General features: G+C 66.3%; 25 protein-coding genes. 17 read left to right on the forward strand and 8 right to left on the reverse strand.

Translation table 11 applies throughout. The annotated features are described in order from the left end of the window. Genes ACYQ01_RS14840 through ACYQ01_RS14855 form a run of 4 tightly spaced genes read right to left on the reverse strand, consistent with a single transcriptional unit; the run spans position 1 to position 5,652 of the window. Positions 1–1,320 carry a CheR family methyltransferase gene (locus tag ACYQ01_RS14840; RefSeq protein WP_459934636.1) on the reverse strand — a complete coding sequence of 440 codons (1,320 nt, stop codon included), beginning with the start codon at positions 1,318–1,320 and terminating at the stop codon, positions 1–3. Beyond that, a complete protein-coding gene (locus ACYQ01_RS14845; RefSeq protein WP_459934637.1) occupies positions 1,317–1,856 on the reverse strand; it encodes a chemotaxis protein CheW in 540 nt (179 codons plus the stop codon). The genes ACYQ01_RS14840 and ACYQ01_RS14845 overlap by 4 nt, the downstream gene beginning before the upstream one ends. After that, positions 1,856–3,949, reverse strand: a complete 2,094-nt coding sequence (locus tag ACYQ01_RS14850; protein ID WP_459934638.1) for a methyl-accepting chemotaxis protein — start codon at positions 3,947–3,949, stop codon at positions 1,856–1,858. The genes ACYQ01_RS14845 and ACYQ01_RS14850 overlap by 1 nt, the downstream gene beginning before the upstream one ends. After that, positions 3,946–5,652, reverse strand: a complete 1,707-nt coding sequence (locus tag ACYQ01_RS14855) for a methyl-accepting chemotaxis protein (protein WP_459934639.1) — start codon at positions 5,650–5,652, stop codon at positions 3,946–3,948. The genes ACYQ01_RS14850 and ACYQ01_RS14855 overlap by 4 nt, the downstream gene beginning before the upstream one ends. A gap of 83 nt (positions 5,653–5,735) precedes the next feature. Here ACYQ01_RS14855 and ACYQ01_RS14860 point away from each other — a divergent pair, with 83 nt between their 5' ends. Genes ACYQ01_RS14860 through ACYQ01_RS14890 form a run of 7 tightly spaced genes read left to right on the forward strand, consistent with a single transcriptional unit; the run spans position 5,736 to position 11,038 of the window. Continuing rightward, complete coding sequence (locus ACYQ01_RS14860; protein ID WP_459934640.1) at positions 5,736–6,890, forward strand: PAS domain-containing sensor histidine kinase; 1,155 nt, start codon at positions 5,736–5,738, stop codon at positions 6,888–6,890. Between the two features lie 22 nt (positions 6,891–6,912). Continuing rightward, entirely contained in the window at positions 6,913–8,142 is a 1,230-nt protein-coding gene (locus ACYQ01_RS14865; RefSeq protein WP_459934641.1) for an AAA family ATPase, read from the forward strand. After that, on the forward strand, positions 8,132–9,082 hold the full coding sequence (locus tag ACYQ01_RS14870) for a metallophosphoesterase (protein ID WP_459934861.1): 951 nt from the start codon (positions 8,132–8,134) through the stop codon (positions 9,080–9,082). The genes ACYQ01_RS14865 and ACYQ01_RS14870 overlap by 11 nt, the downstream gene beginning before the upstream one ends. Next, positions 9,060–9,374, forward strand: coding sequence for a hypothetical protein (locus ACYQ01_RS14875; protein ID WP_459934642.1), 315 nt, complete (start codon positions 9,060–9,062; stop codon positions 9,372–9,374). The genes ACYQ01_RS14870 and ACYQ01_RS14875 overlap by 23 nt, the downstream gene beginning before the upstream one ends. After that, entirely contained in the window at positions 9,371–10,114 is a 744-nt protein-coding gene (locus ACYQ01_RS14880; RefSeq protein ID WP_459934643.1) for a hypothetical protein, read from the forward strand. The genes ACYQ01_RS14875 and ACYQ01_RS14880 overlap by 4 nt, the downstream gene beginning before the upstream one ends. Before the next feature lie 49 nt (positions 10,115–10,163). Beyond that, positions 10,164–10,580: a response regulator gene (locus ACYQ01_RS14885; protein ID WP_459934644.1), complete on the forward strand. Its 417-nt coding sequence runs from the start codon at positions 10,164–10,166 to the stop codon at positions 10,578–10,580. Next, positions 10,577–11,038 carry a chemotaxis protein CheX gene (locus tag ACYQ01_RS14890; protein WP_459934645.1) on the forward strand — a complete coding sequence of 154 codons (462 nt, stop codon included), beginning with the start codon at positions 10,577–10,579 and terminating at the stop codon, positions 11,036–11,038. The genes ACYQ01_RS14885 and ACYQ01_RS14890 overlap by 4 nt, the downstream gene beginning before the upstream one ends. A 188-nt stretch (positions 11,039–11,226) precedes the next feature. On the opposite strand, the gene ACYQ01_RS14895 is transcribed toward ACYQ01_RS14890, so the two are convergent. Then, positions 11,227–12,087 carry a PHP domain-containing protein gene (locus ACYQ01_RS14895; protein WP_459934646.1) on the reverse strand — a complete coding sequence of 287 codons (861 nt, stop codon included), beginning with the start codon at positions 12,085–12,087 and terminating at the stop codon, positions 11,227–11,229. Between the two features lie 118 nt (positions 12,088–12,205). On the opposite strand from ACYQ01_RS14895, the gene ACYQ01_RS14900 reads away from it, so the two are divergent. From ACYQ01_RS14900 to ACYQ01_RS14945, 10 genes are all read left to right on the forward strand, one after another. After that, positions 12,206–12,409: a Trm112 family protein gene (locus tag ACYQ01_RS14900; protein WP_459934647.1), complete on the forward strand. Its 204-nt coding sequence runs from the start codon at positions 12,206–12,208 to the stop codon at positions 12,407–12,409. 322 nt (positions 12,410–12,731) lie between these two features. Beyond that, a complete protein-coding gene (locus ACYQ01_RS14905; RefSeq protein ID WP_459934648.1) occupies positions 12,732–13,184 on the forward strand; it encodes an Hsp20/alpha crystallin family protein in 453 nt (150 codons plus the stop codon). Positions 13,185–13,271: 87 nt separating this feature from the next. Next, a complete protein-coding gene (locus ACYQ01_RS14910) occupies positions 13,272–14,126 on the forward strand; it encodes a zinc metalloprotease HtpX (RefSeq protein WP_459934649.1) in 855 nt (284 codons plus the stop codon). Between the two features lie 72 nt (positions 14,127–14,198). Continuing rightward, positions 14,199–15,233: a tRNA-specific 2-thiouridylase gene (locus ACYQ01_RS14915; RefSeq protein WP_459934650.1), complete on the forward strand. Its 1,035-nt coding sequence runs from the start codon at positions 14,199–14,201 to the stop codon at positions 15,231–15,233. Positions 15,234–15,369: 136 nt separating this feature from the next. Continuing rightward, the gene (locus ACYQ01_RS14920) at positions 15,370–15,975 is read left to right on the forward strand and encodes a D-glycero-alpha-D-manno-heptose-1,7-bisphosphate 7-phosphatase (RefSeq protein WP_459934651.1); all 606 of its coding nucleotides are present in this window, start codon (positions 15,370–15,372) and stop codon (positions 15,973–15,975) included. After that, positions 15,972–17,177: an oligosaccharide flippase family protein gene (locus ACYQ01_RS14925; protein WP_459934652.1), complete on the forward strand. Its 1,206-nt coding sequence runs from the start codon at positions 15,972–15,974 to the stop codon at positions 17,175–17,177. The genes ACYQ01_RS14920 and ACYQ01_RS14925 overlap by 4 nt, the downstream gene beginning before the upstream one ends. Beyond that, the gene (thiL, locus tag ACYQ01_RS14930; RefSeq protein ID WP_459934653.1) at positions 17,174–18,142 is read left to right on the forward strand and encodes a thiamine-phosphate kinase; all 969 of its coding nucleotides are present in this window, start codon (positions 17,174–17,176) and stop codon (positions 18,140–18,142) included. The genes ACYQ01_RS14925 and thiL overlap by 4 nt, the downstream gene beginning before the upstream one ends. 338 nt (positions 18,143–18,480) lie before the next feature. Continuing rightward, positions 18,481–19,200 (forward strand): LexA family transcriptional regulator, encoded by a 720-nt coding sequence (locus ACYQ01_RS14935; protein WP_459934654.1) that lies wholly within the window; start codon positions 18,481–18,483, stop codon positions 19,198–19,200. A 139-nt stretch (positions 19,201–19,339) separates the two neighbouring features. Continuing rightward, positions 19,340–20,611, forward strand: a complete 1,272-nt coding sequence (locus ACYQ01_RS14940) for an MFS transporter (RefSeq protein ID WP_459934655.1) — start codon at positions 19,340–19,342, stop codon at positions 20,609–20,611. After that, positions 20,598–21,575: a hypothetical protein gene (locus ACYQ01_RS14945; protein ID WP_459934656.1), complete on the forward strand. Its 978-nt coding sequence runs from the start codon at positions 20,598–20,600 to the stop codon at positions 21,573–21,575. The genes ACYQ01_RS14940 and ACYQ01_RS14945 overlap by 14 nt, the downstream gene beginning before the upstream one ends. A 256-nt stretch (positions 21,576–21,831) precedes the next feature. Here ACYQ01_RS14945 and ACYQ01_RS14950 read toward each other — a convergent pair whose 3' ends face one another. The 3 genes from ACYQ01_RS14950 to ACYQ01_RS14960 all read right to left on the reverse strand — a co-directional run bounded on the left by ACYQ01_RS14950 (position 21,832) and on the right by ACYQ01_RS14960 (position 26,660). Next, positions 21,832–24,210, reverse strand: a complete 2,379-nt coding sequence (locus tag ACYQ01_RS14950; RefSeq protein ID WP_459934657.1) for a mechanosensitive ion channel family protein — start codon at positions 24,208–24,210, stop codon at positions 21,832–21,834. Between the two features lie 104 nt (positions 24,211–24,314). Next, positions 24,315–25,343, reverse strand: a complete 1,029-nt coding sequence (gene cydB / locus ACYQ01_RS14955) for a cytochrome d ubiquinol oxidase subunit II (protein ID WP_459934658.1) — start codon at positions 25,341–25,343, stop codon at positions 24,315–24,317. Between the two features lie 21 nt (positions 25,344–25,364). Beyond that, positions 25,365–26,660, reverse strand: a complete 1,296-nt coding sequence (locus tag ACYQ01_RS14960; RefSeq protein WP_459934659.1) for a cytochrome ubiquinol oxidase subunit I — start codon at positions 26,658–26,660, stop codon at positions 25,365–25,367. Positions 26,661–26,674: the final 14 nt, after the last annotated feature.

The following is a 26,674-nucleotide window of genomic DNA, read 5'->3' on the forward strand; positions in this document are numbered from 1 at the left end:
TCACGGTTTGGCCTCCCGGGAGTCGGCCGCGGCCCGGTCGGCCCGCCTGGCCAGCAGGGCGGCCTGGGTCTCGTCGCCCCGGGCGGCGGCCAGCAGTTCAAGCAGGGTCAGGGCTTCCACGTGGCCGGGGCAGAGATAGATCGCCCGACGCAGGGCCCGTTCCGCCAGGTCTTTCTGGCCAAGCCCCAGACGGGCCACGGCCAGGAGATGAAACAGCTCCGCCGTGGGCGGGCCCTGGTCCAGGGCGGCCTGGGCCAGGGTCAGGGCCTCGCGCAGGCGACCGGCGTCGGCCAGGGCGCGAACGGCCCGCTCTCGCGCGTCGTCCGGGGCCGCCGGGGGACGGGAGGGGACCTTGGCGTCGAAGTCCGTGGACAGCGCGCCGGGCCGGGAGAGGGCGCGAAACGGCGGCTCCGTGGTCCGGGGGGAACCGTGCCCCGGCGCGCGTCCGGCTCCGTCCGCCCTGGCGCCTCTGACCGGGGACGCGTGCAAGCCGGCGCGGGCCGCCAGGGCGGACTTGGCCCCGTTGGACCGGCGGGGCCGGGACGAGGCCTGGCCGGGCGGGGCGCAGGCGAAGACGCCCGGCAGGCCCAGGGGGGGGAACCCCAGGGCGGAGAACACGGTCACTTCGGCGTGTCCCACATAGAGTACGGCCCCGGGGGCCATGAGCGCGGACAGCGTGGCCCCCAGTCGGACACGGGCCTTGGCGTCCAGATACATGGCGAAGTTTCGGCAGAAGACGAACTGATAGGGGCCGTAGCCCAGACCGAATCCGCCGGACAACAGGTCTGCGGGGCGAAAGCGCACCCGCGCGACGGCCTCGGGCGGGACCTGGCGCAGGCCGTTTTCCATGCCCTGGAAACGGCGCATGAGCGCGGCGGGCGGATTGCGGAAGCTGGTCGGTCCGAACCGGCCGGCCCGGGCCCGGGTCAAGGACTCGGCGTTGGCGTCGAAGGCGTCGATCAGGAATTCGTCCGGCCGCAGGCCCGCGCGCAGGAGGGCCAGGGCCGCGCCGTAGGCCTCTTCTCCCGTGGAGCAGGGGGCGCACAACACCTTGACCGGCTTGGCCAGGGCCGGGGCTTGGCGTCCCAGATGGTCGAACACGCCGGGATCGCGGAAAAACCAGGTTTCCCCCACCACGGCCAGTCCGCAGGCCAGGCGGCGTTCCTCGGGGTCCAGGCGCAGGGCGCGCAGATAGTCCTGTTGCGAGTCGAGTCCCAGGGCGCGCATGCGTTCACCGGCCGCCCGGTCCAGGTTGGCCGGGCCCACCGCCGAAGGGTCCAGGCCAAGCAGGTCGGCCATGGACGTGGCGATGGCGCTCACGCGTCCTCCGACGTTTCGGCCAGGTGTTGAAAAAATTCGGCGGGCAACAGTTTGGCCGGGTCGAGAATTTCGATGATGCCGCGTTCGGTCACGGCCACGCCCGCGACGTATGCGGCGGCTGGAGCCTTGGGCGGGCGAATGCGGTCGGTTTCGATGCGCACCGCGCGCATGGCCCGCTCGGCCATGAGGCCCACCAGGGGCGCCCGGGAAACGTTTTGCGCGTCCGTCCGACGCGAAGGGGTCCGGCCGGGCGCGCTTCGGGACGTCGCGACCGGATCGCCGGCGGCGGTGGCGGCGGAGTTCGCCAGGCGCACGGCCAGAATGCGCGTGGAGGCCCATAAGCGGCTGGGACGGCCGCACAGGAGCATGGTCAGGTCGACCACGGGCACGGGCTCTCCGCGAAGATTCATGATGCCGGACACGTAGTCGGGCGCTCCGGGCAGGGGCGAGAGCCTGGTCAGGGGGGTCACCTCGTCCACGAGCAGGGCCTTGACCGCGTAACGCTGGCTTGCCGCCTTGAAGAGCACGCAGAGCATCAGTCCCTCAGTTCGAAGTGGGAGAGGGCTTGGCGCAGGGCTTTGGCCGTGTCGTTCAGGTCTTCGGCGGCAAGGCGGAAGTCGGCCAGGGCGTCGCGGGTCTGTCCGGCCGCGTCGGCCAAGTGGGAGATGACATCGCTGATCTGGTCCGCGCCTTCGGCCTGCGCGCTCATGTCCTGGCTGGCCTTGGAGAGCCTGGGGGTCAGCTCCTCGCCGGAGGCGATGATGCGGGCGAGCTTCTGTCCCACGGAGCGCGAGGTGTCGGACGCCTGGGCCGTCTTGGCCGAGAAGCCGTCCATGGCCTGCACGCCGTCGGCCACGGAGGCCTGCATTTCGCGGATGGTGCGCTCGATGTCCAGGGCGGCCGCGGCCGTCTGGTCGGCCAGGCGGCGGATCTCCCGGGCCACCACGGAAAAGCCCAGACCGAATTCGCCGGCCTTTTCCGCCTCGATGGCGGCGTTGAGCGAAAGCAAATTGGTCTGGTTGGCCACCTTGGCGATGGTGGAGAGAAACTGCCCGATACCCGAGGTCTTTTCCCGTATGACTGAAAGCTTGGCGGTCATGTCGCGGCTGGCCTGGCCCAGTTCGGCCATGGCCAGTTCCATTTCCCCGAGGCCGGCGCGGCCTTCCTGGGCCAGTTCGGCCGAGCGGCTGGCCGAGTCCAGCACGTCGGCCATGCCTCCGGCCAGGGCCTGGGCGGTCTTGGAGATTTCCATGCTGGTGGCCCCCACCTCGGTGGTGGAAGCGGCCTGCTGGGCGGCGGCGGCCTCCAACTGCCGGGCCGAAGCGGCGATGCGTTCGGCAGACCCCTGGATGCGTCCGCCCGAGGCGTTGGTTTCGCGCAGAAGCTCGCTCAGGCCTTCGATCATGCCGGCCACGGCGGAGTAGAGCCGCACGATTTCCGACCCCGAGGCTCGCTGTCTGGCCAGTTCCGAGGCGGAGGCCGCTTGCCGGGGGCACAGGGAAGCCAGCAGGCTGTCGGCCTCCACCACCTTGCCGTCGGCCATGCGTCCGGCGATCGAGGCCAGCCGGGCCAGGGGATTGGTGATGGAGCTCGCCACGGCCCAGGCCAGAAACATGGCCGCCAGCACCGAGGCCAGACACACGCCCAGAGTCACTCCCATGCGCCATTTGAGCTGGTTGGCCCGGGCTTCGAGCAGGTCCTTGGCCAGGGCGTTGCAGGTGTCCCACAACACCCCGCCGGCCTTGTTGGCGGCCGATCCGGTGGCCTGGAACCGGGCCAGGGCCTTGGGGTCGAACTTGTCGGGCATGGCCTGGGCCGCGGAGAAGAAGAGGTTGGCCGCGTCCACGAACTCGATCAGGGCCTTGGAAAACTGGGCCTGATGTTGCGGGTCGAGGTCGCGCAGCACCTTGTCGGTCTTGTTCTGTATGCGTCCCACCACCGACTGCTCCCAGAGCGTGGCGTATTGGCTGAGGCTCAGGTGGCGCGCGTCGTACCCGCTCAGGCCGGAATAGTGCAGGTAGCCCGAGGAACTGAGCCTGCCCAGGCGTTCCAGGGCGCGGGGCAGATCGTTCACCATGAGATAGAGCAGATAGTACGACGACAACTCGGGATCGAGCACCAACTGGGCCGCGTCGCCCAGGTAGTCGCGCAGGCGGTTCACCTGGGTCTGGGCCTGGTCGTGGTCGGACATGGCCTGGATGGCCGAGGTCGGTTTGGAGTCGGTCAGGGCCGACAGGGACTTGATGATGTCCTTCAGGTCGATCTGGTCCTTGCCCGAGGAAGCCAGGGTGGTCGGGTCGAGTCCCAGGACGCGGCTGTGGGACGTGGCGGACTGGCTCAGGGCGGCGAGGGTCGCGTGCATGGCCTGGGCGGTGCGTTCGAGTTCGTGGTCCACGTTTTCGCCGGCCAGGCGGGCCAGGGCCAGGCGCAGGTGATCGGGCAGGAGCTCGTTGAAGTCCTCCAGGGGGGCCATGACCTCCATTCCCTGGATTTCCGTGGTGGTCAGGTCGATGTCGCGCAGCATCTGCCACGTGAGCAGGGCCACCAGCAGCACGATGGGAACCAAAAACCCGGCGCCGCACACGGCCAGTTTCGCGGAAAGTCGACAGTTGCTCCACCAGGCGATCATGACTTGGCGTCCTTTGGTTTCGGGGTTTCGATCACGAGCTTGGACACTTCCTCGCCGAGTCCGGCGGCGGCCGAGCGCAAGGACCCGGCGGTGTGCTGGAACCCTTCGGCCGCGCGTCGCATGGAGGCGGCGCAGTCGGCCAGACCGTCGGAGAAGCGTCGTATTTCCCCGGCCGATGCCGACTGGGAGGCGGCGGTGTCCTTGAGGGAGGAAAACCGTTCGAACAGTCCGGTCACGGCCGAGAGCACCTTGGCCAGCCCGGCGGCGGCGGCGCTGAGCGCCCCGGACGCGCCCCCCAGATCCTGGGCGAACTTGTCCATTTCCATCACTTCCGCCGAGACCGCCGAGTGCATCTGGCGCACAAGGCGTTCCACGTCTTCGGCGTTGGTCGCGGCCATGTCGGCCAGGCGTCGCATTTCCCTGGACACCACGGCGAATCCCTGGCCGTGCTCCCCGGCTTTTTCGGCCTCGATGGAGGCGTTGAGCGACAGGAGGTTGGTCTGGTCGGCTATGGTGGTGATTAAGGCGATGAGGCTCTGGGCCTCGTCGGCCTTGTTGGCGATGACCGAGAGCTTGGCCGAGACGTGGCCGGCTCCGCTGACGATGGAGCGCATGGCGTCTTCCATGGCGGTCAGGTCTTCGCGCCGGGCCCCGGCTTCGGCGGCGGTGGCGTCCAGGGCGGCGAAGGCTTCGCGCATGGACCGGTCCAGGTCGTTTGCGGTCAGGGCGATGGCGGCGGCTTCGGCCGACAGGTTGCCGGCGGTTTCGAACTGGCCCTGGGAGGTCAGGGAAAGCTCGCCCGCCTGGGTCATCAGGTCGGTGGCGGCCGCTTCCACCTGGCCGCCGGCCTGGCGCATGCGCCGAATCAGGCGGGCCAGGTTGTCGGTCAGGACGAGAAAGGTCGCCGGAAGCTGGCCCAGGATTTGGGCGTGGTCGTGAATGGCCCGCATTCGCTCCTGGGCCTTGCCGATTTGGCCCCGGGACATGTCGCGTCCGGCGGTGTTGAAGGCTTCCAGAGGGGCGGTCAGGCGTTTGGCCAGGGACCCGGCCATGAGCGCGGCCACGCCCAGGGCCGCCACGCCGCCCGCGGTCATCGCGATCAGCATGTTCGTCAGGGACGTGGAGGCGTTTTCCCGCGCCTGGGCGAACTCGTCCAGGGGGATGGAGGCCCCCACCACCCAGTTCAGGCGGGGCAGGTGGATGCAGGCCAGGATGCGTTCGCGCGGTTCGTCGTCGTTTTGGCCTTTCCAGACGCCGTGGGCATGGAGAATCTCGCCCGGGCGCGAATTTCTGGCCCGCATGAGCGTCAGCAGGGCCAGGTCGCGCATGTGGGGGTCGGCCAGGGCGTCCAGATCCACCTCTTGCATGGACCCTTCGCCCACCAGCAGCCGGGGCGGGGAGTTCGGCTCGGCCGAAATGGCCCAGACGGAGCCCTTCGCGCCGATGCGCAGCCGGGAAAGCGTTTGCAGCAGCCGCTGCCGGTCCTGGTCGGAAAGCGGACCCCCGCTCCAGGAGAGGCAGAGGTTGGCGGCGTTCTGGGCGGCCACGGTCACCAGGGTGGTGGCGGAGTGCTCCATTTCGTCGCCCAGACGCGTGTCGAGGCCGGCCTTGGTTCGCCAGGCCACGGCCAGCGTGGCGGCCAGGGTGACGAAGGCGGCCAGGCAGGCCAGGAGCATGACCTTGCGGCGAAGCGGCATGTTCATGCCCTATTCGTAACGCAGTTCCCTTTCGCGCACAACCGAATGGCCCTTGAAGGATCAACGACGAAAGGATATCATGAAGAACTATGACTATTCCCGCAACCGAGTTCGCCCCGGCGGCCAGGGCCATGCCCGAGGAGGTCGAAGCCGTACGCGACATGCTCGGCCATAGCGATGTCCCCCGCCTGTTGGACGCCATCCCGGTGTTCCTGGTGCTGCTCAATCCCGAACGCCAGATTGTCTACGCCAACGCCAGGGTGCTCGAAGTCACGCGCCAGCAGGGCCAGTCCATTCTCGGGATGCGCCCGGGGGAGGCCTTTCACTGCATTCACCGGGATCACGGCCCCTGCGGTTGCGGCACGTCGCAGTTTTGTTCGCGTTGCGGGGCGGTGCGCTCGATTCTCATGGGCATAAACGACATGGCCAATACCCAGGAGTGCAGCTTGATCGTGGAGGACAAGGGCCAGACCATGGCCCTGGACCTGCTGGTCAGCGCCTCGCCCCTGGAAATCCAGGGGCGCAAGCTCGTGCTCTTCACCCTGCAGGACGCGGGCAGCCTGGGCCGGCGCAGAAACCTGGAACACCTGTTTTTTCACGATGTCCTGAACACCGTGGGCAGCCTGCGCGGGCTCATGGACATGCTGCGCCAGCAGGCGCCCGTGGAACTGCGCGAGGACGCGGACTTCATCCACGACATGCTGGGCGACCTGGTGGAGGAACTCCTGTTTCACAAGCAGATCATGGCCGCGGAGAAAAAAGAGCTGACCCCGGTCTGGTCCGAAGTGCACACCGGAGAAGTGCTGGACGAGTCCCTCAAGATGGGGCTCAATCTCCAGGTGGCCGAGGGACGCCGGGTGGTGCTGGCGCCGTCTCCGGCCCACATGGCGTTGACGACCGATCCCAGGCTGTTGCGCCGGGTGATCGGGAACATGATCAAGAACGCCCTGGAGGCTTCCCAGCCCGGCCAGGACGTGCTCTTGGGCTGCGAAAAGTCCGAGGGCGGCGTGGCCTTTTGGGTGAAAAACGAATCCGTTATGGTAAAAGACGTACAATCCCAGATGTTTCGGCGTAATTTTTCCACCAAGGGATTGGGCCGGGGCCTGGGTGGATACGGCATGAAACTTCTGGGCGAAGGTTACCTCAAGGGGCGCGTGACCTTTCGCAGCGAAACGGGACTGGGCACGGTCTTCACCCTGTGGCTGCCCCTGACCCCGCCCGAGGACGAACCGACGCGCCCGTGAGAAAAACGTCGCACTGTTTGGTATGATTCGTACGCTGACGCTTATCGATTTCATGGCCCACTCCCGCACGGTTCTCGACCTGGGACCCGGGCTCAATGTTTTGTGCGGCCCCAACAATACGGGCAAGTCCGCGGTTGTCGAGGCCCTGCGCTGTCTGTGCACGAACCCCACGCCCCGCCACGTCATCCGCCACGGGGCGTCCGAGGCCCGCGTGGAAGCCCTGCTCGACGACGGTTCGCTCGTGGCCTGGGTGCGGCGCAAGGCCTACGCCCTCTACGAGGTCACCGCGCCGGGCGGCCAGACCGAGACCTACGCCAAGCTGGGACGGGGCAAGGTGCCCGAAGACGTGTCCAAGCTCCTGCGTCTGGGACCGGTGGGCACGGAAAAGGGCGACGAGGTGGACGTGCACCTGGGCGATCAGCGCCACCCCATTTTTCTGTTGGACCGGCCCGGTTCGGCCATGGCCGACTTCCTGGCCTCTTCCACCGAGAGCGCCCACCTCATGGCCATGCAGGATCTGCTGCGCGACAAGGTGCGCCGGGCCAAGCTGGCCCGCAAGGCCAAGGGCGAAACCCTGGACCGGACCCGGGCGCGCCTCGACCGCCTGACCCCCCTGCCGGCGCTCACCCTCGGGGTGGAAAACCTGGAAGCGGCCCTGGACGACCTGGAGTCCCGCTTGCGCGCCGAGCCCGAGCTTGCGCGCCTGGCCGGACGCCTGCGCCTGGCCGCCAGGACCAAGGCCGGCCTGACCGAACGGCTTGACCGCCTGTCCGTCCTGTCGGTTCCGCCGACCGTCCGGCCCGCTCGGGAGCTGGCCCGACACGTCGCGGCCCTGGACGGGCTGGTCAGGCGACTGGGCAACGCCCGCCGCACGCTCGAGACTCTGGCGCCGCTTTCCGTTCCGCCCGCGCTGGCCCCGGCCGCCGGGCTGTCGGACCATCTGGCGCGCGGACGCGCCGTGACGGCCAGGGTCACAGCCCAGACAAGGCGCCTCGGCGTGCTGGCCGGCCTGACCGAGCCGCCGGTCCTGGCCGAGCCGACGGAGTTGGCGAAAATTCTGGGGGGCATGGCCGAACTTTCCGCGCGTCTGGACAAGGGCCGCCAGGTGGTGGCCAGACAGAAGCGGGAGCTTGAGGCCCTGGCGTCCCGGGTGAAGGAGCGCCTGGCCGAGGTGGGACAGTGCCCCCTGTGCGGCAACGACCTGGAAGCCAGGCTCTTTCTCGGGGAGGTTTCGCGTGGCGATTCTGCCTGAAATCGAAGCCAAGGGCTTTTTCTTCATCGCCGACCCGCACCTGGCGGCCCATCCGCCGGCCCAACGCCTGGAAGGCTACATGGGCCAGGTGCTCGACAAGCTGCGCGCCTGCCTGGAGCGGGCCAAGTCCCTGGACCTCTATCCGGTGTTCCTGGGCGACCTGTTTCACTGGCCCCGGGAGAATCCCAACAACCTGCTGGTGGAGCTCATCAAGCTCTTCGAGCCGTACCGGCCGGCCGCTTTGGTGGGCAACCACGACAAGTACCTGGCCCGCTTCAGCAACGACGTCTCCCTGGCGGTCCTGGCCTCGGCCGGGGCCGTGCGTCTGTTGGCCGAACCGGGCCCGGCCTTTTGGCTGCGCACGCCCCAGGGGCGGGTGCTCCTGGGCGCCTCGCCCGACGGCTGCCCCCTGCCCCGGCGGGTGGACCGGGGGGAGGCCTTGAGCGTGGTCTGGATCAGCCACCACAATCTTTCCTTTGTGGATTTCCCGGAAAAGCCCATCGCCCTGCGCCCCATCGAGGGCGTGGACTGGGTGGTCAACGGCCACATCCATCGCCCCCAGCCCACCACCCTGGTGGGGAGGACGCGCTACGCCAACCCTGGCAACATCACCCGGCTCACCTTCACGGCCGTGACCAAGCGGCGTACGCCTTCCGCCTCCATCTGGACCCCGGGGTGCGAAGACCTGACGCCCTGGCCCGTGCCCCTGTTGCCTTTCGAGGCGGTATTTCCCGATCAGCCGTTTCCACCCACGCCCCAGGAGGCCCCCAAGGGGTCGCTCTTCGTGGACGGCCTGGAGCGCCTGGCCTGGCGGCGCACCCGCGAAGGCCTGGGCCTGCGCGACTTTCTGGCGGCCAATTTGAATCCCGAAAATCCCGAAACCCCGCTCATCTGGGAACTCTACCAGGAGGTGGCCGGTGGCCCGTCCCAATCCTCATGACCATGACGCGGCCCTTGAACGCGAACTGGCCGAACTCAAAAAGCAATACGACGCCCTGCGCGAGGACAAGGTCCGCTCGGAACAGACCCTCTCCCACCTGGAGGGCGAGTTGAGCGCCCTGTCGGACCGGGCGCGCGAACTCTACGGCACCGCCGATCCCGAGGAACTTGGACGCATGCTCGAATCCATGCGCGCCGAGAACCGCCGCCTGGTGGACGACTACCGGGCCCACTTGGCCGCCATCAGCCAGGGCCTGGATGTCCTGGAGTCCTCCCGGAGCGACGGGGCGTGAGCACCGTGCCCGCCGGACTGCGCGAGTCCCTGGCGGAACTGACCCGCCGGGCCGGACGCCTGGAAGGCGAAGCCCAGGCCCTGGTCCGCTCCCATACGCGGGTTCAAGGCGAGCTGGGGGAGTTGGACGCCTTTCTGGACGCGGCTCCGGCGGCCCAGGCCCGGCTGGAGGAGCTTTCCCAGGAGCTTTTGGGCGAACTTATGGAAGAGGTGGAAACCAACCTCACCCACGCCGTGCGCGAGATCCTCGGCCAGGACCGGCGGGTCAAAAGCCACCGCGAGCTCAAGAACGGCAAGCTCTTCATCACCCTGGAAATGGAAAATCAGGGCCGCGCCGAGGACATTCTGCGCGGCCAGGGCGGCTCGGTGTGCAACATCGTGTCCGTGGGATTGCGTCTGATCGGGTTGGCCCAGCTCTCTCCCGAGACCCACAGGCCCTTTCTGGCCCTGGACGAACAGGACTGCTGGCTGCGTCCCGAGCTGGTGTCGGCCTTCGTGCGCATCGTGGCGGCCATCGCCTCGCGTCTTTCGATACAGGTCCTTTATATCAGCCACCACGGAGTGGACATGTTTTACGGCCACGCCGACAAGGTGATACGCCTGAGCCCGGATCGGGAGCACGGCGTGCGCCTGGACCAGTTGCAGGTCCGGGCCGATCCCTCCACCCTGGGGCCGGGCTGCGTGGTCGATCCCCTCATTCGAGGGGCGGATACGCTTGTGGAAGCGCCTCCGGGCGGGTAGGGTGCCGGAAAATACTCCAACGACCGGGATGACCCATGAGGAACGCGCCATGGAATATTCCAAGCTGAGAGTGCTCGTGGTGGACGACTTTTCCACCATGCGAAAGATCGTCAAGAACATGCTCAGGAAGGCCGGCGTCAAACAGGTCGTGGAGGCCGAAAACGGCAAGGTGGCGCTGGAGATGCTGGAACGCCAGGCCTTCAATCTGGTGGTTCTCGACTGGAACATGCCCGGCGTGTCCGGGTTGGACGTGCTCAAGACCATCCGCGCCGACGAAAGACTGCACTGCATGCCCGTGCTCATGGTCACGAGCGAAGCCCTGGAGTCCCAGGTGCTCATCGCCGTGCAGGCCGGGGTGACAAACTATATCGTCAAACCGTTTACTGAAGAAGTCCTGTTCAAGAAGATCAACGCCATCATCAAAACCCACCCAGACATGGAAACGATGTGCGGGGACCTGCCATGATCGACGTCGCCACCGCCAAGCCGTTCGTGGACGCCACCGTGTCGGTGCTTTCCACCATGGCGCGCATCACCCCCCGGCCCAAAACCCCCTTCATCAAGGAGGACCGCGCGGCCACGGGCGATGTCTCGGGCATCATCGGCGTGACCGGAGACAAAACCGGCTCCATTTCCATCACTTTCGACAAGGCGTGCGCCATCGCGGTGGTCAAGGCCATGCTGGGCGACGATATTCAGGACATACTGGCCGACGTGAAGGACGCGGTGGGCGAGATCACCAACATGATCTCGGGGCAGGCGCGCGGGCATCTGGCCAAGGCCGGGGTGAGCCTGTCGGCGGGCACGCCCATGGTCATCTTCGGCGACAACCACGAGATCAGCCACACGGGGTCCGGCCCGGTGGTGGCCATTCCCTTCGTCACCGACCACGGCAAGTTCAGCGTGGAGTTTTGTTTTTCGTAACCGGTTTCGGCCCCGGCGAAAGGGGCCTGGTCGAGCGGTGAAGCGGTCGAGTCGAGGAGCCTGGGCAACACGCTTTCCGCCAGGACGCGAAAGGCTGTCCCGCCCGTAGCGTCGTTGCAACCCGCCGCAGGGTCGGCGTGCGTGGGGCGGGCGCGGTCAGCGGGGATTTTTCGCGATCTGCCGGCCCCTCACACCCAAAGCCCCCGCTCCCTGCGGTAGGCCTTGAGCGCGTCGAGTACGGATTCGGGCACAAAGAGCGTCCCCTTGCCCACGCCGAGCTTGATCTGGGGTTTCAGGCGGCCGTGGAAGTCCGATCCGCCGGACACGGGCATGCCAAGCTTGCGGGCCAGGTGGAGAAATTCCTGCGTGCGCTGGGCCGAGTGGTCGGTGTAGTAGGCTTCCAGCCCGTCCACGCCCAGGGACTGAAAACGCCGGGCCAGGTCTTCCATGGGCTTTCCGGTCTCGCCCAGCAGGTAGGGATGGGCCAGGATCGCCGTGGCCCCGTCGGAGTGCAGCACCTCCACGGCCTGGGACAGGGGCAGTTCCTTCTTGGGCGCGTAGGCCCGGCCGGTCTGGCGGCCCAGGTATTTCTTGAACGCGTCGTTGTAGTTCTTCACCACTCCGCGCTTGAGCAAAATGTGGGCGATGTGGGGCCGACCCACGGTTCCCTTGGCCAGGGCGCGCACTTCGTCGTAGTCGATGGTTATCCCGAAAGCCTTGAGTTTCTGCAAAATGGCCCGGTTGCGCTCGTGCCGGCTGGCCCGCTGGTCCGCGAGCAGTTCTTCGATGTGCGGGGCCGGCCTGGGAATCCACAGGCCCACCAGGTGCATCTGGCGGTCCTGGTCCAGCACCGAGAGTTCGCAGCCGGGTACGAACTCCATGGTGGTGCCAGTGGCGGCTTCGCGAGCCTCCTCCAGGCCGCCGATGGTGTCGTGGTCGGTCAGGGCCAGGGCCACAAGCCCCGTGTCGGCAGCCAGGCGCACGAGTTCGCTGGGCCTGAGTTCTCCGTCCGAGGCGCTGGAGTGGGTATGCAAGTCTATTCCGGGCATGATCGTTTAAGCCTAGGTCCGAAAGTCGCCGGCGTCAATCCGGGATCGGCAAGAGCCTGCCCCTTGAGCGCGGGGACGAGGTGGCGTATACCGACGCAAACGCTTCAGGAGGTTCTTTGTGCCCATCGCCAGCGAACTGCTTTCCATTCTGGCCTGCCCCAAATGCAAAGGCGACATCGCCCTTATCGACCAAGGGCAAGGCTTGGTCTGTGAGGCCTGCCAGGTGGTCTATCCCGTGCGGGACGACATTCCCATCATGCTCATAGAAGAGGCCGTGCCCCTGGCCGGCTGGAAGGACGGACAGCGTCAGGCCAAGCCCTAGCAGCCTGTTAATCCTTGCTGGCTGCGTTGTTGCGAAAAACTCAAACCCTCAACGGATGCCAATTCCGCTTCGGGCTTGACTTTTTCTCGCGCCTTGCCAGCAGGTTTTTGAACAGGCTGCAAGAATCGACTTTTTGGGCGGGCTGCGAGGGCGGCGCTCAGGACACCGGGGTCGGCCCCTCCGGGGAGGCCGGGCAAGGGCGCCGCGGGGCGCGCCGCGGCGGAAAGCCTGGGGCGCCAAGTGGTTGCGGGCGCTTGACACCACGGCGACGGTGATTAGTTTGTTCCACCAGGATGGCGGCGCATTCGCCGCGAGGTGACGCATGGCCAAGCTGAATTGGAACCCGTGGATCGGTCTCACCGAAGTCAAGACCGAGGAAGAGCGCCTTCTGCGCCGCACCCGCTTGAAACCGGATCAGCCCGGAGGGCTCAGGAACGCGGCCTACTTTTGGACCCCGGTGGCGGACGTGCTCGAAAGCCCCGAGGCCTTTGTCATTTGCGTCGAGCTGCCCGGCGTGGACCACGAAAGCGTGGTGGTCGAGATGAAGTCCAAAACGCTGTGGATCTACGGCGAGCGCCGTCAGCAAAAACCGTGCGAGGGCGAAGGCGTGTTTCACGCCGTGGAGCGTTCGTACGGACCGTTCGCCAGGCGCTTTTCCCTGCCCAAGGGTGTGGATCTCGGGGCCGTGAGCGCGGTTTTTCGAAACGGCCTGCTGGAAGTCACCATCCCCAAGGAACGCCGCGAGGCGCGCCGTCGCAGAATTCCCATCTTCTAAATACGAAAAGAGCGGGTCCGCCCGGGGCGCGCGGCGCGCGGCCGAGCGCATGGGCGGGACACCGGACGAATCTCCAGGAGGATTCGCATGACCAGTCAGATCAAGACGGCCTTGCTTCTGGGGCTTTTGACCGCGCTCCTGCTTCTCATGGGTCAGGCCCTGGGCGGCAGGACCGGACTTGTCATCGCCCTCGGCTTGGCCGTGGTCATGAACGTGGGCAGTTATTGGTATTCGGATCGCATCGTGCTTTCCATGTACCGGGCGCAGGAGCTTTCCGAAGAAGACGCCCCGGGCCTGCATGACATCGTGCGCCAACTGGCTTCCAACGCCGGGGTGCCCATGCCCAAGCTCTACCTCGTCGCGCAGGAGCAGCCCAACGCCTTCGCCACGGGGCGCGATCCCGAACACGCCGCCGTGGCTGTGACCGAGGGACTTTTGCACCTGGTGTCGCGCGAGGAACTCACGGGCGTGCTGGCCCACGAGATGGCCCACGTGAAGAACCGCGACATCCTCGTGCAGACCGTGGCCGCCGTGGTGGCCGGAGCCGTGACCAGCATCGCCAGCATGTTGCAGTGGGGGGCCCTCTTCGGCATGGGCCGCTCCGGCGACGACGAAGGCGGTGCCGGCGGACTGAGCGCCATCGCCTTGGCCATTGTGGCTCCCATCGCGGCGTTGCTCATCCAGATGGCCATCTCCCGCTCGCGCGAGTACCTGGCCGACGCCACCGGGGCCAAGCTGGCGGGCAATCCGCTGCCCCTGGCAGGCGCGCTGGAAAAGCTGGAACGCACGGCCCGGGCCGTGCCCATGAACGGGGTCAATCCGGCCACGGAAAACATGTTCATCGTCAGTCCCCTTTCGGGGGGCGGGGTGATGAGCCTGTTTTCCACCCACCCCTCCACGGCCGAGCGCGTGGCCCGGTTGCGGGCCATGGCCGGGTACTGATACGAAATCGACCCTTCCGGCCCGCCCCGGCGTGATTGCCGCGGCGGGCCGTTTTTTTGCGAGGACCGTCCCATGAAACGCGTGGCCGTGGCCGTTTCCGGCGGCATGGACAGCCTGCTGGCCCTGGCGCTGGTCCGGGAGGCCGGTTTCGCGGTCACGGCCCTGCACGCCCATTTTCTGCCCCCGGACCACCGGGACGGGCGAGGCCATCGCCTGGCCCGGGCCCTGGACGACCTGTGCCGGGGGCTCGGCGTGGACTTCGCCGTGGCGGACCTCTCCCGGGACTTTCGCCGCCTGGTCATCGAGCCCTTCGCCCGCGCCTATCTCCAGGGGGGCACGCCCAATCCCTGCGTCTTGTGCAATCGGGACATGAAATTCGGTCTCCTGGCCGACCATGCCGCGCGGCTGGGCGCGGACGCGCTGGCCACGGGTCATTACGCCCGTCTGGAGGGGGGAGCGCTCGGCCAGGGGCTCGATCCGGCCAAGGACCAGAGCTATTTCCTGGCCCTGGTGCCCGCCTGCGCCTTGGCCCGGGCGCGTTTCCCCCTGTCCGGGACGCGCAAGGCCGACGTTCCCGCCGCCCTGGCCGCCCGGAACCTGGCCCCCCCCCTGCCCGGCGAGAGCCAGGACGTGTGCTTTATTCCCAACAAGGACTACGCGGCCTACCTGGAGGCCCAGGGCTACGACCTGCCCGGTCCCGGGCCCATCGAACTGGCCGACGGCCGGCGGGTGGGAACCCATCGGGGCCTGTGGCGTCATACTCTGGGGCAGCGCCGGGGACTTGGCGTGCCCTGGTCCGAACCGCTCTACGCGATCGGCAAGGACATGGTCCGAAACGTCCTGACCGTGGGGGGCAAGGCCGACTTGGCCGCCGACGTCTGCCGGACCCGCCAGGCCAATTTCCTGGTGGATCCGGCGCATTGGCCGGAAACCGTGCTGGCCCGCACGTGTTTTCGCCAACGCCCCCGCGAGGCCACGGCCCGGATCGAGGGACCGGACGGCTTTCGCCTGGACTTTCGCCAACCGGTGGAGAAACCGACCCCCGGGCAGTTGGCCGTGGTCTACGACGCGGCCGGCCGGGTGTTGGCCGGGGGCATCATCGTCTGAAGGGACGGGTTTTTTCCGCCCGCCTGTTGAGTTTGCTTTCGGCCTGGCGTATCGGTCCCCGACACTCAAAAAAGGCAGGAGATCGCGTGAACATGTCGTCCCGAAGAACGCTTCGCCGCGCCCGGGGGGCCGCCTGATGGCCAGGCTTCGAAACGTCCTTCTCGACCGAGACGGCACCATCATCGTGGAAAAGCACTACCTGTGCGATCCCGACCAGGTCGAACTGGCCGCCGGGGCGGGGCCGGCCCTGGCCAGACTCAGCCGGGCCGGGGTGGGCCTGTATGTGGTGACCAACCAGTCCGGCATTGGACGCGGCTACTACGGCGAGGCCGACTTTCTGGCCGTACAGGCCCGCCTTGACGCGCTTCTGGCCGACTACGGCGTGCGCCTGAACGGCGTGGCCCACTGCCCCCACGACCCCAAGGACGGGTGCGACTGCCGCAAGCCGGCGCCGGGATTGTGGTCGCGCTTGTCCCGGCAGGCCGGGCTCGATCCGGCCAGTACGGTCATGGTGGGGGACAACGCGTCGGATGTGGCCTTCGGACTGGGCTGCGGACTGGCCGAATCCATCCTCGTGCTCACGGGACATGGGGCGCGTTTCGCCGCCGAAATGGGCCTGACGGCGCCCGAGGGACCCTGGGTCCGCATCGCCTCCGGCCGGTCCGGGCATCCCACGGTGCTAGCCCGGGACCTTCCGGCGGCCGCGAGCTTTCTTTTGCGCTCCTTCGGGGACGAGTCGTGAGCCAGGCCAAGTCCTTTGTTTCCGCGTTGGCCGGACAGTGGGCCGCCACGCTCTACAGCGCGGTGGTGGCCACGGGCCTGTCCTTCGCCCTGGGCCGGGTGCTCGGTCCCGAGGCGTTTGGCGGGTACAACGCCTGGCTTACCGCGGCTTCGCTCTTCGCCATAGCCCAGGACGGCGGGTTTTCCCCGCTCATCTTTCGGGAGACCGCCCGGCCCACGCCGGGTTTCGTTCCGGGACCGCTTCTGGGGCTGGGACTGGGACACCTGCTGGCCGTGACCGGAGCCGGGGCGCTCCTTCTGCTGGTCGTTCCCGTGGGCGACAAGTTGGCCGGTTTTTTGGCCCTGGGGTACTACGCCCTGTTTTGCGCGGGCAACTATCTGTCGGCCAGTCTCAAGGGACAGGGCCGCTTTCCCGGCGAAGCCCGCTGGCGCATGGCCGTGCGCACCCTGACCGCCGTGGGGGTGGGAGGGGCCCTTTTTTTGCCCGGCGCCGGACCGGCGGCCATCTTCGCCGGCATGCTGGCCGGACAGGCCCTGGCCTTGGCCCTGCCCATGGCCGGGGGGCTGCGGGTGCGTCCCTCCTTTCACCTGGGGAAAACGTTGTACCGGCATTGCGGCTCGTTTCTGATCATCACGGCGGCCACCACCATCTATTTCAAGTCCGACATCCTGCTCCTGGGATGGCTCACCGGCGACAACGCCCAGGTGGGACAGTATGCCGCCGCCTACCGGCTGGTGGAGGCCGCGGTGCTCTTCGCCACGCCGCTCACCCACCTGTTTTTCCGCCGCCTTCGCCTGAGCCTGACCCAGCCGGCGGATTTCAAGCGCTCGTTTCGCCTCATGCTCGGGGTCATGACCGGTCTCGGGCTTGTGGGTTCCGGTCTGGCGGTGCTGCTGGGGCCCTGGATCATCACTCTGGCCTTCGGACACCGGTACGAACCGGCCGGAGACCTGTGCCCCTGGCTGCTGCCCGCCCTGGCCTTTCTCATGCCCAACGGCGTGCTTACTCAGGCCCTGGTGGCCATGGGACGCGAGCGGGCCTATGCGCGGCTCACGGTGCTTACGGCCCTGGTGAACGTGGGCCTCAACGTGCTGCTCATTCCCCATTTGGGCGTGAAGGGCTCGGCCCTGTCCACCGTGGCCACCGAGGCCCTGCTCACAGCCGGGCTGGGGCTGTGCTACATGCGGAAATCCCCCTCGTGAGCGCTCCGTTCGTTTCGGAAGACGCGTTTCTGGCCGCCATCTCGGCCCGTTTTCCCAATGTCCATCCGCGAATGCTGCTCGGACGCGGGGACGACTGCGCGGTGTTGGCCTGTCCGCAAACCCTGGCCGTCACCACGGATTTGTTCATCGAAGACGTACATTTTCGCACCGACTACTTTTTGCCCGAAGAGATCGGCTACAAGGCCTTGGCCGTGAACGTGAGCGACGCGGCCGGCATGGGGGCGCGTCCCGTGGGCTTCAGCCTGGGCCTGGCCGGTCCGCCGGATGCTCCCGCCGCCTTTTGGGAATCCGCCTTGGACGGCATGGCTCGCCTGGCCGCGCAACTCGACCTGCCCCTCACCGGCGGCGACCTGAATGCCTGCGCCACGGTGGTTTTTTCCATCACCTTGTGGGCCGAAAAAGGTCCGGGAGGGCGGTTTCTCACCCGAAAGGCCGCGCGCGAGGAAGACATGCTTTTCTGCGTGGGCGAACTCGGGCTTTCCGCCGCCGGCCTGTGGGCCCTGTCGGAGCAGGGACGCGAAGGGGCGAGGCGCGACTATCCCCAGTGCGCCTTGGCCCATCTGCGCCCTCGGGTGCTGGTGGACCAAGGATTGGCCCTGGCCGGCGTTCCCGGCGTGCGCGGGCTCATGGATGTTTCCGACGGCCTGGCCAGGGACCTCCCCCGTTTCCTCGGTTCGCTGGGCGCCGATCTGGAGTTCGGACCGGAATTCGTCCACCCCGAGGTGGCCCGCCTGGCGGCCGGGACCGGAGCCGATCCGGTCCGTCTGACCCTCGTCGGCGGGGAAGATTACGCGCTGTTGGGCGTGTGTCCGCCTCAGGCTTTCCCCCAGGTGCTGGAGGCTGTGCCCGAAGCCAGACCGCTCGGCCGGGTGACGGCCCGGCCGGGTATCCGCTTCGCCGGACTTCCCCTGCAGGGTGCGGGTTTCGACCACTTCAGCCGCTAGGCCCGGAAGCGCTTCGGACCGGGGCGGTTTCACGCGGCAAAAATATATTTGCCAATATAAAAAATAGACGAAAAGAAAATCGAAACGCCTCGCGCGGAGTTTGTGTGAAAGAACCATGCGATGTCCAGGATTGTCATAAATGTCCTGTGTATCTTGATGTGCTTGGCGTAGGGATAAAGGCTCGACACTTGCGCACTTCCTAGCTTTTGTCCGCTGTTGGACGGCTTGGGACGAGAAAATGCTGTACGTCGTATTTGAACTCGCACAGGCGGACTTGACAACTCGGGCCGCATCGACGATAAGACGACAAAACGCTCTTGCTGCGGACGATTCGGAACATGAAACGCGCGACACCCACCTCACCCGTCAAGGGCTTCACGGCTGAATCCGTCCTGTCACGCATCATGGCCGCCACGGGCATCAAATCCCAGTCCGAGTTGGCCAGGGCGCTGGGCATCGGACGCCAGGCCGTGACGGACGCCAAGAAACGCTCGCATATCCCGGCGGACTGGTATCTTTACCTGTGCCGCAAGTACGGTCTCAATCCGCAGTGGTTGGAGTCCGGTCTGGGCCCCATGTACGTCGGCGGGCAAACTCCGCCGGGCCAACCCCGGTCTCCGGGCGTGTCCGGCGCCCACCCCGAGGAGTTCGCCTACGTGCCCAAGGTCCGGGCCAGGCTTTCGGCCGGCGGGGGCAGCCTCATGGTGGACGAGACCATCGAAACCTATTACGCCTTCCGCCACGCGTGGCTCAAACGCAAGGGCCAGATCAGCCAGATGCGTCTCATGCGCGTCACCGGCGACAGCATGGAGCCCATTTTGCGCGACGAGGACGTGGTGCTCATCGACCTCTCCCAGACGGAAATCTACACGGGAAAAATCTACGCCGTGGGCATCGACGAGGAGATCGTGGTCAAGCGCCTGGACAAAAAGCCCGGAAAGCTCGTGCTGGTGAGCGACAATCGCCAGTTCTACCCCCCCCTGGAAGTCGAGCTCGTGGAAGAGTCCAACGTGCGCGTGCTCGGCCGGGTGATCTGGATGGGACGCGAAGTGCTCTAGGCCGGCCGCGTTTTTTTGGACATGAGCGCGGTCCGACGCGCAACCCCCGTACTTCTTTTTGAAAAGCCAGCCCGGTCCCGCAAGTTGGCGAGTCGCAGCTCCATTTGCCTTGGTCGCGCCAAACGGATATATTCCGTTCATGGAATTCTCCCGCCGCGTGTTCGGCTGGGCCGTCTATGATTGGGCCGGCTCGGCCTACCTGACCGGAGTGGCGACCGCCTTGCTTCCGGCCTATTTCGCCGCCGTGGTGGCGCCGCATGGGGCCACGCTGGCCGGAACCGTTCTGCCCGCGGCCAGCCTCTGGGGCTATGCCGTGGGGACGGCCGCCCTGGCCGTGGTGACGCTCGGTCCCCTGCTGGCCGCCCTAGGCGACCGGGGACCGGGTCGCAAAGCCTGCCTGGGCGCATGCTGCCTGATCGGCGGCGTGGCCGTCTGTCTGGCCGCTCTGGCCGGACCGGGCGACACGTGGTGGGCTTTGGGCTGGTTCGTCACCGCGCATGTGTCCTACAGCGCCGGCAACGCGTTTTACGACGCCTATCTGCCCGACCTGGCCTCGCCCGCGGCGCGCGAACGCGTCTCCGGCCTGGGCTATGCCGCGGGCTACCTGGGCGGGGGAGTGCACTTGGCCCTGTCTCTGGGCTTGGTGAGCCTGCACAACGCCCTGGGGCTTTCCATGCCGCAAGCCGTGCAGTTGGCTTTGGTTCTGGGCGGCCTGTGGTGGCTGGGCTTCGGACTGCCCTCCGTTTCCGGCTTGCCCGAGGGCCGGGGGCCGTCCCGCTCCGCGTCCCTGTTCGCCGCCGTGGGCCAAGCCTTTTCCGACACCCTGGCCGCCGCCCGCTTGGCCCTTGCCAACGCGCCCCTCAAAGCCTTCTATCTGGCTTTTTTCTTCTATAACGACGCCATTGGCACCGTGATCAGCATGGCCACCCTCTACGGCAAGGACGAATTGCACCTTTCCGAAAGCACACTGTTGCTCACGCTTCTGTTCATTCAGGGGGTGGCCCTGTGCGGAGCCGCCCTGTTTACCCGGTTGGCCGGCAGTATCGGCGGAAAGGCGGCCCTCATGGCCTCCCTGGTGTGCTGGACGGGGCTTGCGATCCTGGCCCGGTTCATCAATACCCCGGAACATTTTTTCGCCCTGGGATTGGGCGTTGGTTTGGCCCTGGGCGGCAGCCAATCCCTGTCGCGCGCTCTGCTCAGCCGACTTGTGCCCACCGAGCGATCCACGGTCTATTTCGGATTCTATTCCGTGCTGGTAAAGCTTTCGGCCATCCTGGGGCCGGTGGTGTTCGCCCTGGTGCGCCAGTTTACCGGATCGTCGCGTCCGGCCATGTTGTCGCTGGTGGCCTTTTTCTGCGTGGGGCTGGCTCTGTTGACCCGCGTGCCGGAGGCGTCCCGTGCGGCGGCCTGACCGTGCGCGCCCCGCATCCGTCCCCCAGGCCGTGAGGCGACTTTTGTTCGCCCTGGTCGTCGCTTTGCTCCTGGTCGGCGCTTCCACTGCGGCCTGGGCGCAAACCTTGGCCACATCGGCCCGGGTTCTCTATTATGGCGATTTTTCCTCTCCGAAGTCGTCCGCCGTGGTCCAAGCCGGTCCGGGAACCCGTTTCGGCCTGGAAGTCGCTCCCGAGGGGGGGCCAAAGGACGCGCCCGTGGTGCTCGAAGTGCGCGTGACCCCGCCTGGCAGCAACCGCGTCGTCGATCCGGTGGTGTTTCTCGCGGCCGGACGCATGGGACAAGGCATGCGCCTGGCCTATCAATTCGTCTACGACTGGGAAGTTCTGCCGGGAACTTGGAGCATGGAAGTGCTGTGCGGAGAGACCCGGTTGACCGGAGCGGTCTTCGTGGTGTCCAAAACGTCCACCGGTGTCACGGGCGAAAGCGGGACTGCCCCTCTGCGTATGGACGCGGTTCTCGATCGGTCGCCGGGAAAGTCCTCCAGCAAGACATCCGACAAAACCTCCGGCCGCCAACCGGAAAAGTCGCCGGAACGTTCGCCAACCAAACCCTCCGAGCCGCAGCGGGAGCGCGCGTCCCAGCCCCATGGCGGAGCCGAAAAAAACGTTGCGCCCAAGGCGCCTTCAGGGGGGAGCGTGAGCGGCTCTCCGGAGCGGCGCGTGTATGTGGTCATGGGCGGCGTGTTCTCCGAGGAGGGCCGCGCCTTGTGGATGGCCGCGCTGCTCAAGGGGCTGGGAGCCAAGCCCTGCGTGCGGCAGATGGAGTCCGAAGGCCGACGGCTTTGGGGCGTGGTGCTCGGCTGGCGCGACACCCTGGACCAGGCCAAAAAGTTGCGCGACGACATGGCTCGACTCGCCAAGGACGTGGCCGTGGTCCCCATGAGCGCCGGCGACCTGGACGAGGGGTTGGTCTGCCGGTAGGCGCGTTGGCGGGGAATACAGCGTGAAGACCGGGGGGAGGAAACCCCTTTTGTTCACAAAAGGGGTTTCCTCCCCCCAGTCCTCCCTCCTTCCTCAAAAAACTTCGGTGTGGGGCGCGTCGTCGAGAGCCTGCCTTGTTTTTTCTCCCGGGGTCTTGCTCCGCGCGCTTCGTCATCCCCAGGTGAAAGTTTTTTGGAGGATGGGGGTTTGGGGGAAGGGACCTTTTGTTCACACAAGGTCCCTTCCCCCAAATTCTTTACTCTTCCCTCTTTTCCACCTTCTCTCCCTGGTCCTTCGACAAGCGCTTCCAGCCCAGTTTTTCCAGGGCGGGTGCGGTGCGGAGGTGGATATCGGTTTGGGGGAAGGCGATTTCCACGTCATTTTCATCGAAGAGTCGTCCGATGGCTTCGCGCACGCGCGACTGGATGCTCAGTCCGTCTTCCACGTCGGCGATCCAGATACGGAGTTTGAAGTCCAGGGTGCTGGCTCCGAAGTCCCAGAAGAGCACGTTTGGCGGCGGATCGCGCAGGACTTCGGGCACGGAGAGGGCCGCGCGCACGAGCAGGTCGCGCACCTTGTTGCGGTCCGAGCCGTAGGCCACGCCCACATTGACTTCGCGGCGCACGCGGCGGTCGCGGTGGCTCCAGTTGATGATCTGGGTGCTGACCAGGGACGAGTTGGGAATGAAGATGGTGGCGTTGTCGTAGGTCTGCACCACGGTGTTTCGGATATTGACCCGTTGCACCACGCCGGTGGTATCGCCCATTTGCAGCACGTCACCCACTTCCACGGAGCGACCGAACAGCAGGATGAGGCCGCTCAGGAAGTTGTTGACGATCTGTTGCAGGCCGAAGCCGATGCCCACGGACAGGCCGCCGGCCACAACCGCGAGGCTGGTGAAGGAAAACCCAAGGACATAGAGGGAGAGCAGGAGAAACAGGGCCCACCAGGCATAGCTGGAGATGGTCTGAAGCGATTCCACCGCGCCGGGTTCCAGGTCGTTTCGGGTTTCGCCGTAGGCGGCGAGCAAGCCGTTTGTGGCGTGAATGGCGCTTTTGAGCAGGTAGTAGCCGAAAAGCACCAGGGCTAGGCGTCCGGCGCTGATGGCGAAGGCCTCGAACTTGGCTTCGAAGCTCAGGGCGTCAAGAAAGACGCGCTGCCCTTCGAATTGGCTCGACCCCAGCCAGAGGCACAGCGAGAAGCTGCACAAAAACACCAGGGGGAAGCCCACCCCCGAGACCAGGCCCATGGCCACGGGGGACCACTTGCCGGCCATGGTTTCCTGCCAGGCGTCCAGGAGTCCGATCACGGCGTTGGAGAAGCGCACGCACAACACGAAGTAGAAAAGGGCCGATGCGGCCAGCACCGCGGCCCGGCAGAAGCCGGCCAGGGCCAGGACGGCCAGGGTGGGCAGCACGGTGGTGCACAATCCGGCCAGAAAGCGGTCGAGCCAAAGCCGGGAGTTGAGCCCCTGGCGCTTGATGCGCCAGGCGAGCGCAAGAAAAACCAGGGCCATGAAGGGTTGCATGACGATGTCGGGCGCGCGCATGGACTGAAGCATCAAACCCAGGGAAAACACCGCCCAGAGGGGCCACCGGGTGGCGGTTTTGGGTTCGTCGGGGCGTCCTTTGTGAAACAGGGTGAAGAACTTCGAAAGGAACACCAGCCCGGCGGAAAAGCTCGCTTCGGAAAGGCCCAGCACCAGGGAATAGACCACGGCGTTCAGGGTGGAGGCCAGGTAGCCCAGGCCCACGGCCACACTCACGCACAGGGTGGCGTGGCGCAGGGCGCGGCGAAAGGGGGGCGCGCTCCGGCCGGCGCCCAGACGGCGGAAGAAGGCCAAACCGCCCAGGGCCACGGCGAAGGTCAACCCCAGGCTGTGCAGGATGGCCTGGCGCACCTGCTGGGCCTGGCTTTCACCGGTGATCACGCCGATCACGAATTCGAACCAGTTCATCCACTGTTCCAGTTCGAAGTGGACGACGTCCAGGATGTAGCGGCTGAACAGGGTGGGGGTGCGCTCGCTGTAGTAGGCGGTCCAGACGGTTTTGAGTTCGGTGCGGAGCTTTTCCTCCTCGATCTTCAGGCTTTTTTGAAGCTCGCGGACGGGTCGGATGCCCCGGCCCAGTTCTTCGCGGGTCGCGGTGATCCGGTCCGCCAGCACGTTGATGTCGGCCAGCAGGGAACGCAGGTCGGACTCCACTTCCGGGGTGACGCTTTCCTGCAGGCGGGTTTCGATCTTGGCTTCCGTGTCGCGCAACGAGCGGATGCTGTTTTGCAACTCCAGGTCCAGGGTTTCGGGCTTGCTGAGCACGCTTTCGGCCTGGGCCAACAGCAGGGAATTGGCCTGGGCCACGTCTCGCAGATCCCAAGGGTTCTGGGCCGAGCCGAAGAGCAGGACCAGTTGGTCGCGTTTCTTGCCCAGGGAGGTGGCCCGCCTGCTCATGGTGTCGACTTCGGTCTTGAGGCGGCTTTCCAGGTTGTTCAACGAAACATGGGCGATATTGAGTTCACGGTGGTAGGAATCGAGCGCCGGACGCAGGACGTCGTCTTCGCCGGCCAGGACCGGGCCGGGAAGGCAGGTCGCGACGAGCAGCCAGAGGAACCAGGCGGCCAAGCGAAATCCGAAGCGCATGCGGCATTCCTCGCGGGATGGATGGGAGACCTGAAAAAGGCCCCCGGAGCGGTCTCCAGGGGCCTTATGGCATGGGTCAAGTGCAAAGAGAAGTCCCGTTTTTCTCAATAGGCCTCGTCGTAGTCCAGATCCTTTTCGGTGACCTTGTGCAGGAAGGTCTTGTAGACCCAGCCCTGGTAGATGATCACCAGGGGCACGAAGACCAGGGCCACGCCGAGCATGATCTTGAGGGTGAGCGGCGAGGACGCGCTGTTGGCGATGGTCATGGACCAGGCCGGGTTGAGGCTCGAGGGCAGCAGCGCGGGGAAGATGCCGATCACGCCGAACAGGGCCACGCCGGCGATGGTGACGGCGCTGGCGACCCAGGCCCGCCCGGGCCTGTGCTGGCCGATGTAGACGCGCTGCATGACCAGTCCGCCCACGGGCAGGAGCACGATGACGAAGAGCAGGGGGTTGCTCAGGTAGTTGGCGAACACCTTGGTGGACACGCCGGTGTAGCCCAGGAAGAGGGCGGCCACGATGAGCAGGGCCGGCCAGATCTTCACGGTGAAGTTCATGGCCCGCTCGTGCAGGACGCCCTCGGTCTTGATGGCCAGCCACAGGGCGCCGTGCATGAGAAAGGCGCACACGAAGAGCAGGCCGCCCAGCAGGCCGTAGGGGTTCAGCAGGGTGAAGAGGTTGCCCTGGTTCACGCCGGCCTGGTCGATGGGAATGCCCTTGAAGATGTTGGCGAAGGCCACGCCCAGGAGCAAAGCGGAGAGGAAGCTGCCGGTGATGTGGAAGGAGTCCCACATCCGGCGCCAGCTGGCGCTTTCCACCTTGGAGCGGAATTCGAAGCTGATGCCCCGAAAGATCAGGGCGAAGAGCAGAAGCAGAAGCGGCGTGTACAGGGCCGAGAACATGACCGCGTAGGTGCCGGGAAAGGCCGCGAAGGTCACGCCGCCGGCAGTGATGAGCCAGACTTCGTTGCCGTCCCAGAAGGGGCCGACGCTATTGTAGAAGATGCGACGCTCCACGTCGTTTTTGGCCAGAACGGGCATGAGCATGGCCACGCCCAGATCGAAGCCGTCCAGGATGAAGTAGACGGCCCACAACACGCCCCACAAGAGAAACCAGATGGTTCCGAGTTCCATGACACTACCTCCCACGAAACGTTAGTGGACCGGGCCCTTTTTGGCGTACTTGGCCAACAGCCAGATGTCGACGGCGCCCAGGAAGCCGTACACCACCAGAAAGGCCAGAAGCGAAATGGCCACCTGGGAGGGATCGACGGGCGAAACGGCGTCCCTGGTGCGCATGAGTCCGTAGACGATCCAGGGCTGGCGTCCGACTTCGGCCACGGTCCAACCGGCCTCAATGGCGAGGTAGGGCAGGGGGATGGCCCAGAGCATGAGGCGCAGGTACTTGGATTCCTGAGTGATCTTGCGCAGTCTCCACAGACCGTACAGGGCCAGGAGCGGCATGATGGTGCCAATTCCCACCATCAGGCGAAAGGCCCAGAAGGTGATGGCCACGGGGGGACGGTCGGCCGGGGCGAAGTCGTTGAGGCCCTTCACTTCCGCGGAGGGATCGTTGAAGGCCAGCCAGGAGAGCAGGCCGGGAATCCCTATGGCTTCGACATAGTTGCCGTCCTGGCCGGGGATGGCCAGGAGATACATGGGGGCGTTCTTCTGGGTGTGGAAGTGGGCTTCCATGGCGGCCAGCTTGGCCGGCTGCATGCGGGCCACTTCGGCTCCGTGCAGGTGGCCCTGGGCGGCCACGGCCACCGAGAAGATCAGGGCGAACACGGCGCCGTACTTGAACGAGCGGGTGAAGAACTCCACATGCTGCTTGCGCATCAGGTGCCAGGCGGACACGCCCATGACGAAAAAGCCCGAGAGCAGGAAAGCCGCGAACAGGGTGTGGGCGTAGATGTGCCAGGCGAAGGGGTTCTGGACTACGGCCCAGAAGCTCTCCAGCTCGGCCCGGCCGTTACGCAGCACGAACCCCTGGGGATTTTGCATGAAGCCGTTGGCCAGAATGATCCACAGGGCGGAAAGGCTCGCGGCCAGGGCGGCTATCCATATGCAAACGGCATGGAACTTGGGGGAGAGCTTGTCCCAGCCGAAGACCCAGACCGCCACGAAGGTGGACTCGAGAAAAAAGGCCACCGTGGCCTCGATGGCCAACAGGGGGCCGAAAATGTCGCCCACGTAGGCCGAATACCGGGACCAGTTGGTGCCGAACTGGAATTCGAGCGTGATGCCGGTGACGATGCCCAGGGCGAAGTTGATGAGAAAGAGTTTTCCCCAGAATTTGGCCATCTTCTTGTACATTTCGTCGCCGGTGCGCACGTACTGGGTTTCCATGATCGCGGTGATGATGGAAAGGCCCAGAGTGAGCGGAACGAAGATGAAATGGAAGAAGGTGGCGGCTGCGAACTGCAGTCTGGAAAGCATCAAGGTGTCCATGCGCCGTTCTCCTA

Source organism: Fundidesulfovibrio butyratiphilus (assembly GCF_054657235.1).

What these genes read in the sequence shown, in the direction of transcription:
- ACYQ01_RS14855 (WP_459934639.1), bottom strand. Translation starts at nt 5,652, where the DNA reads ATGAACATGCCGCTTCGCCGCAAGGTCATGCTCCTGGCCTGCCTGGCC.
- ACYQ01_RS14860 (WP_459934640.1), top strand. Translation starts at nt 5,736, where the DNA reads ATGACTATTCCCGCAACCGAGTTCGCCCCGGCGGCCAGGGCCATGCCC.
- ACYQ01_RS14850 (WP_459934638.1), bottom strand. Translation starts at nt 3,949, where the DNA reads ATGATCGCCTGGTGGAGCAACTGTCGACTTTCCGCGAAACTGGCCGTG.
- ACYQ01_RS14865 (WP_459934641.1), top strand. Translation starts at nt 6,913, where the DNA reads ATGATTCGTACGCTGACGCTTATCGATTTCATGGCCCACTCCCGCACG.
- ACYQ01_RS14895 (WP_459934646.1), bottom strand. Translation starts at nt 12,087, where the DNA reads ATGCCCGGAATAGACTTGCATACCCACTCCAGCGCCTCGGACGGAGAA.
- ACYQ01_RS14890 (WP_459934645.1), top strand. Translation starts at nt 10,577, where the DNA reads ATGATCGACGTCGCCACCGCCAAGCCGTTCGTGGACGCCACCGTGTCG.
- cydB (WP_459934658.1), bottom strand. Translation starts at nt 25,343, where the DNA reads ATGGAACTCGGAACCATCTGGTTTCTCTTGTGGGGCGTGTTGTGGGCC.
- ACYQ01_RS14910 (WP_459934649.1), top strand. Translation starts at nt 13,272, where the DNA reads ATGACCAGTCAGATCAAGACGGCCTTGCTTCTGGGGCTTTTGACCGCG.
- ACYQ01_RS14920 (WP_459934651.1), top strand. Translation starts at nt 15,370, where the DNA reads ATGGCCAGGCTTCGAAACGTCCTTCTCGACCGAGACGGCACCATCATC.
- ACYQ01_RS14935 (WP_459934654.1), top strand. Translation starts at nt 18,481, where the DNA reads ATGAAACGCGCGACACCCACCTCACCCGTCAAGGGCTTCACGGCTGAA.
- ACYQ01_RS14950 (WP_459934657.1), bottom strand. Translation starts at nt 24,210, where the DNA reads ATGCGCTTCGGATTTCGCTTGGCCGCCTGGTTCCTCTGGCTGCTCGTC.
- ACYQ01_RS14960 (WP_459934659.1), bottom strand. Translation starts at nt 26,660, where the DNA reads ATGGACACCTTGATGCTTTCCAGACTGCAGTTCGCAGCCGCCACCTTC.
- ACYQ01_RS14940 (WP_459934655.1), top strand. Translation starts at nt 19,340, where the DNA reads ATGGAATTCTCCCGCCGCGTGTTCGGCTGGGCCGTCTATGATTGGGCC.
- ACYQ01_RS14915 (WP_459934650.1), top strand. Translation starts at nt 14,199, where the DNA reads ATGAAACGCGTGGCCGTGGCCGTTTCCGGCGGCATGGACAGCCTGCTG.
- ACYQ01_RS14905 (WP_459934648.1), top strand. Translation starts at nt 12,732, where the DNA reads ATGGCCAAGCTGAATTGGAACCCGTGGATCGGTCTCACCGAAGTCAAG.
- ACYQ01_RS14845 (WP_459934637.1), bottom strand. Translation starts at nt 1,856, where the DNA reads ATGCTCTGCGTGCTCTTCAAGGCGGCAAGCCAGCGTTACGCGGTCAAG.
- ACYQ01_RS14885 (WP_459934644.1), top strand. Translation starts at nt 10,164, where the DNA reads ATGGAATATTCCAAGCTGAGAGTGCTCGTGGTGGACGACTTTTCCACC.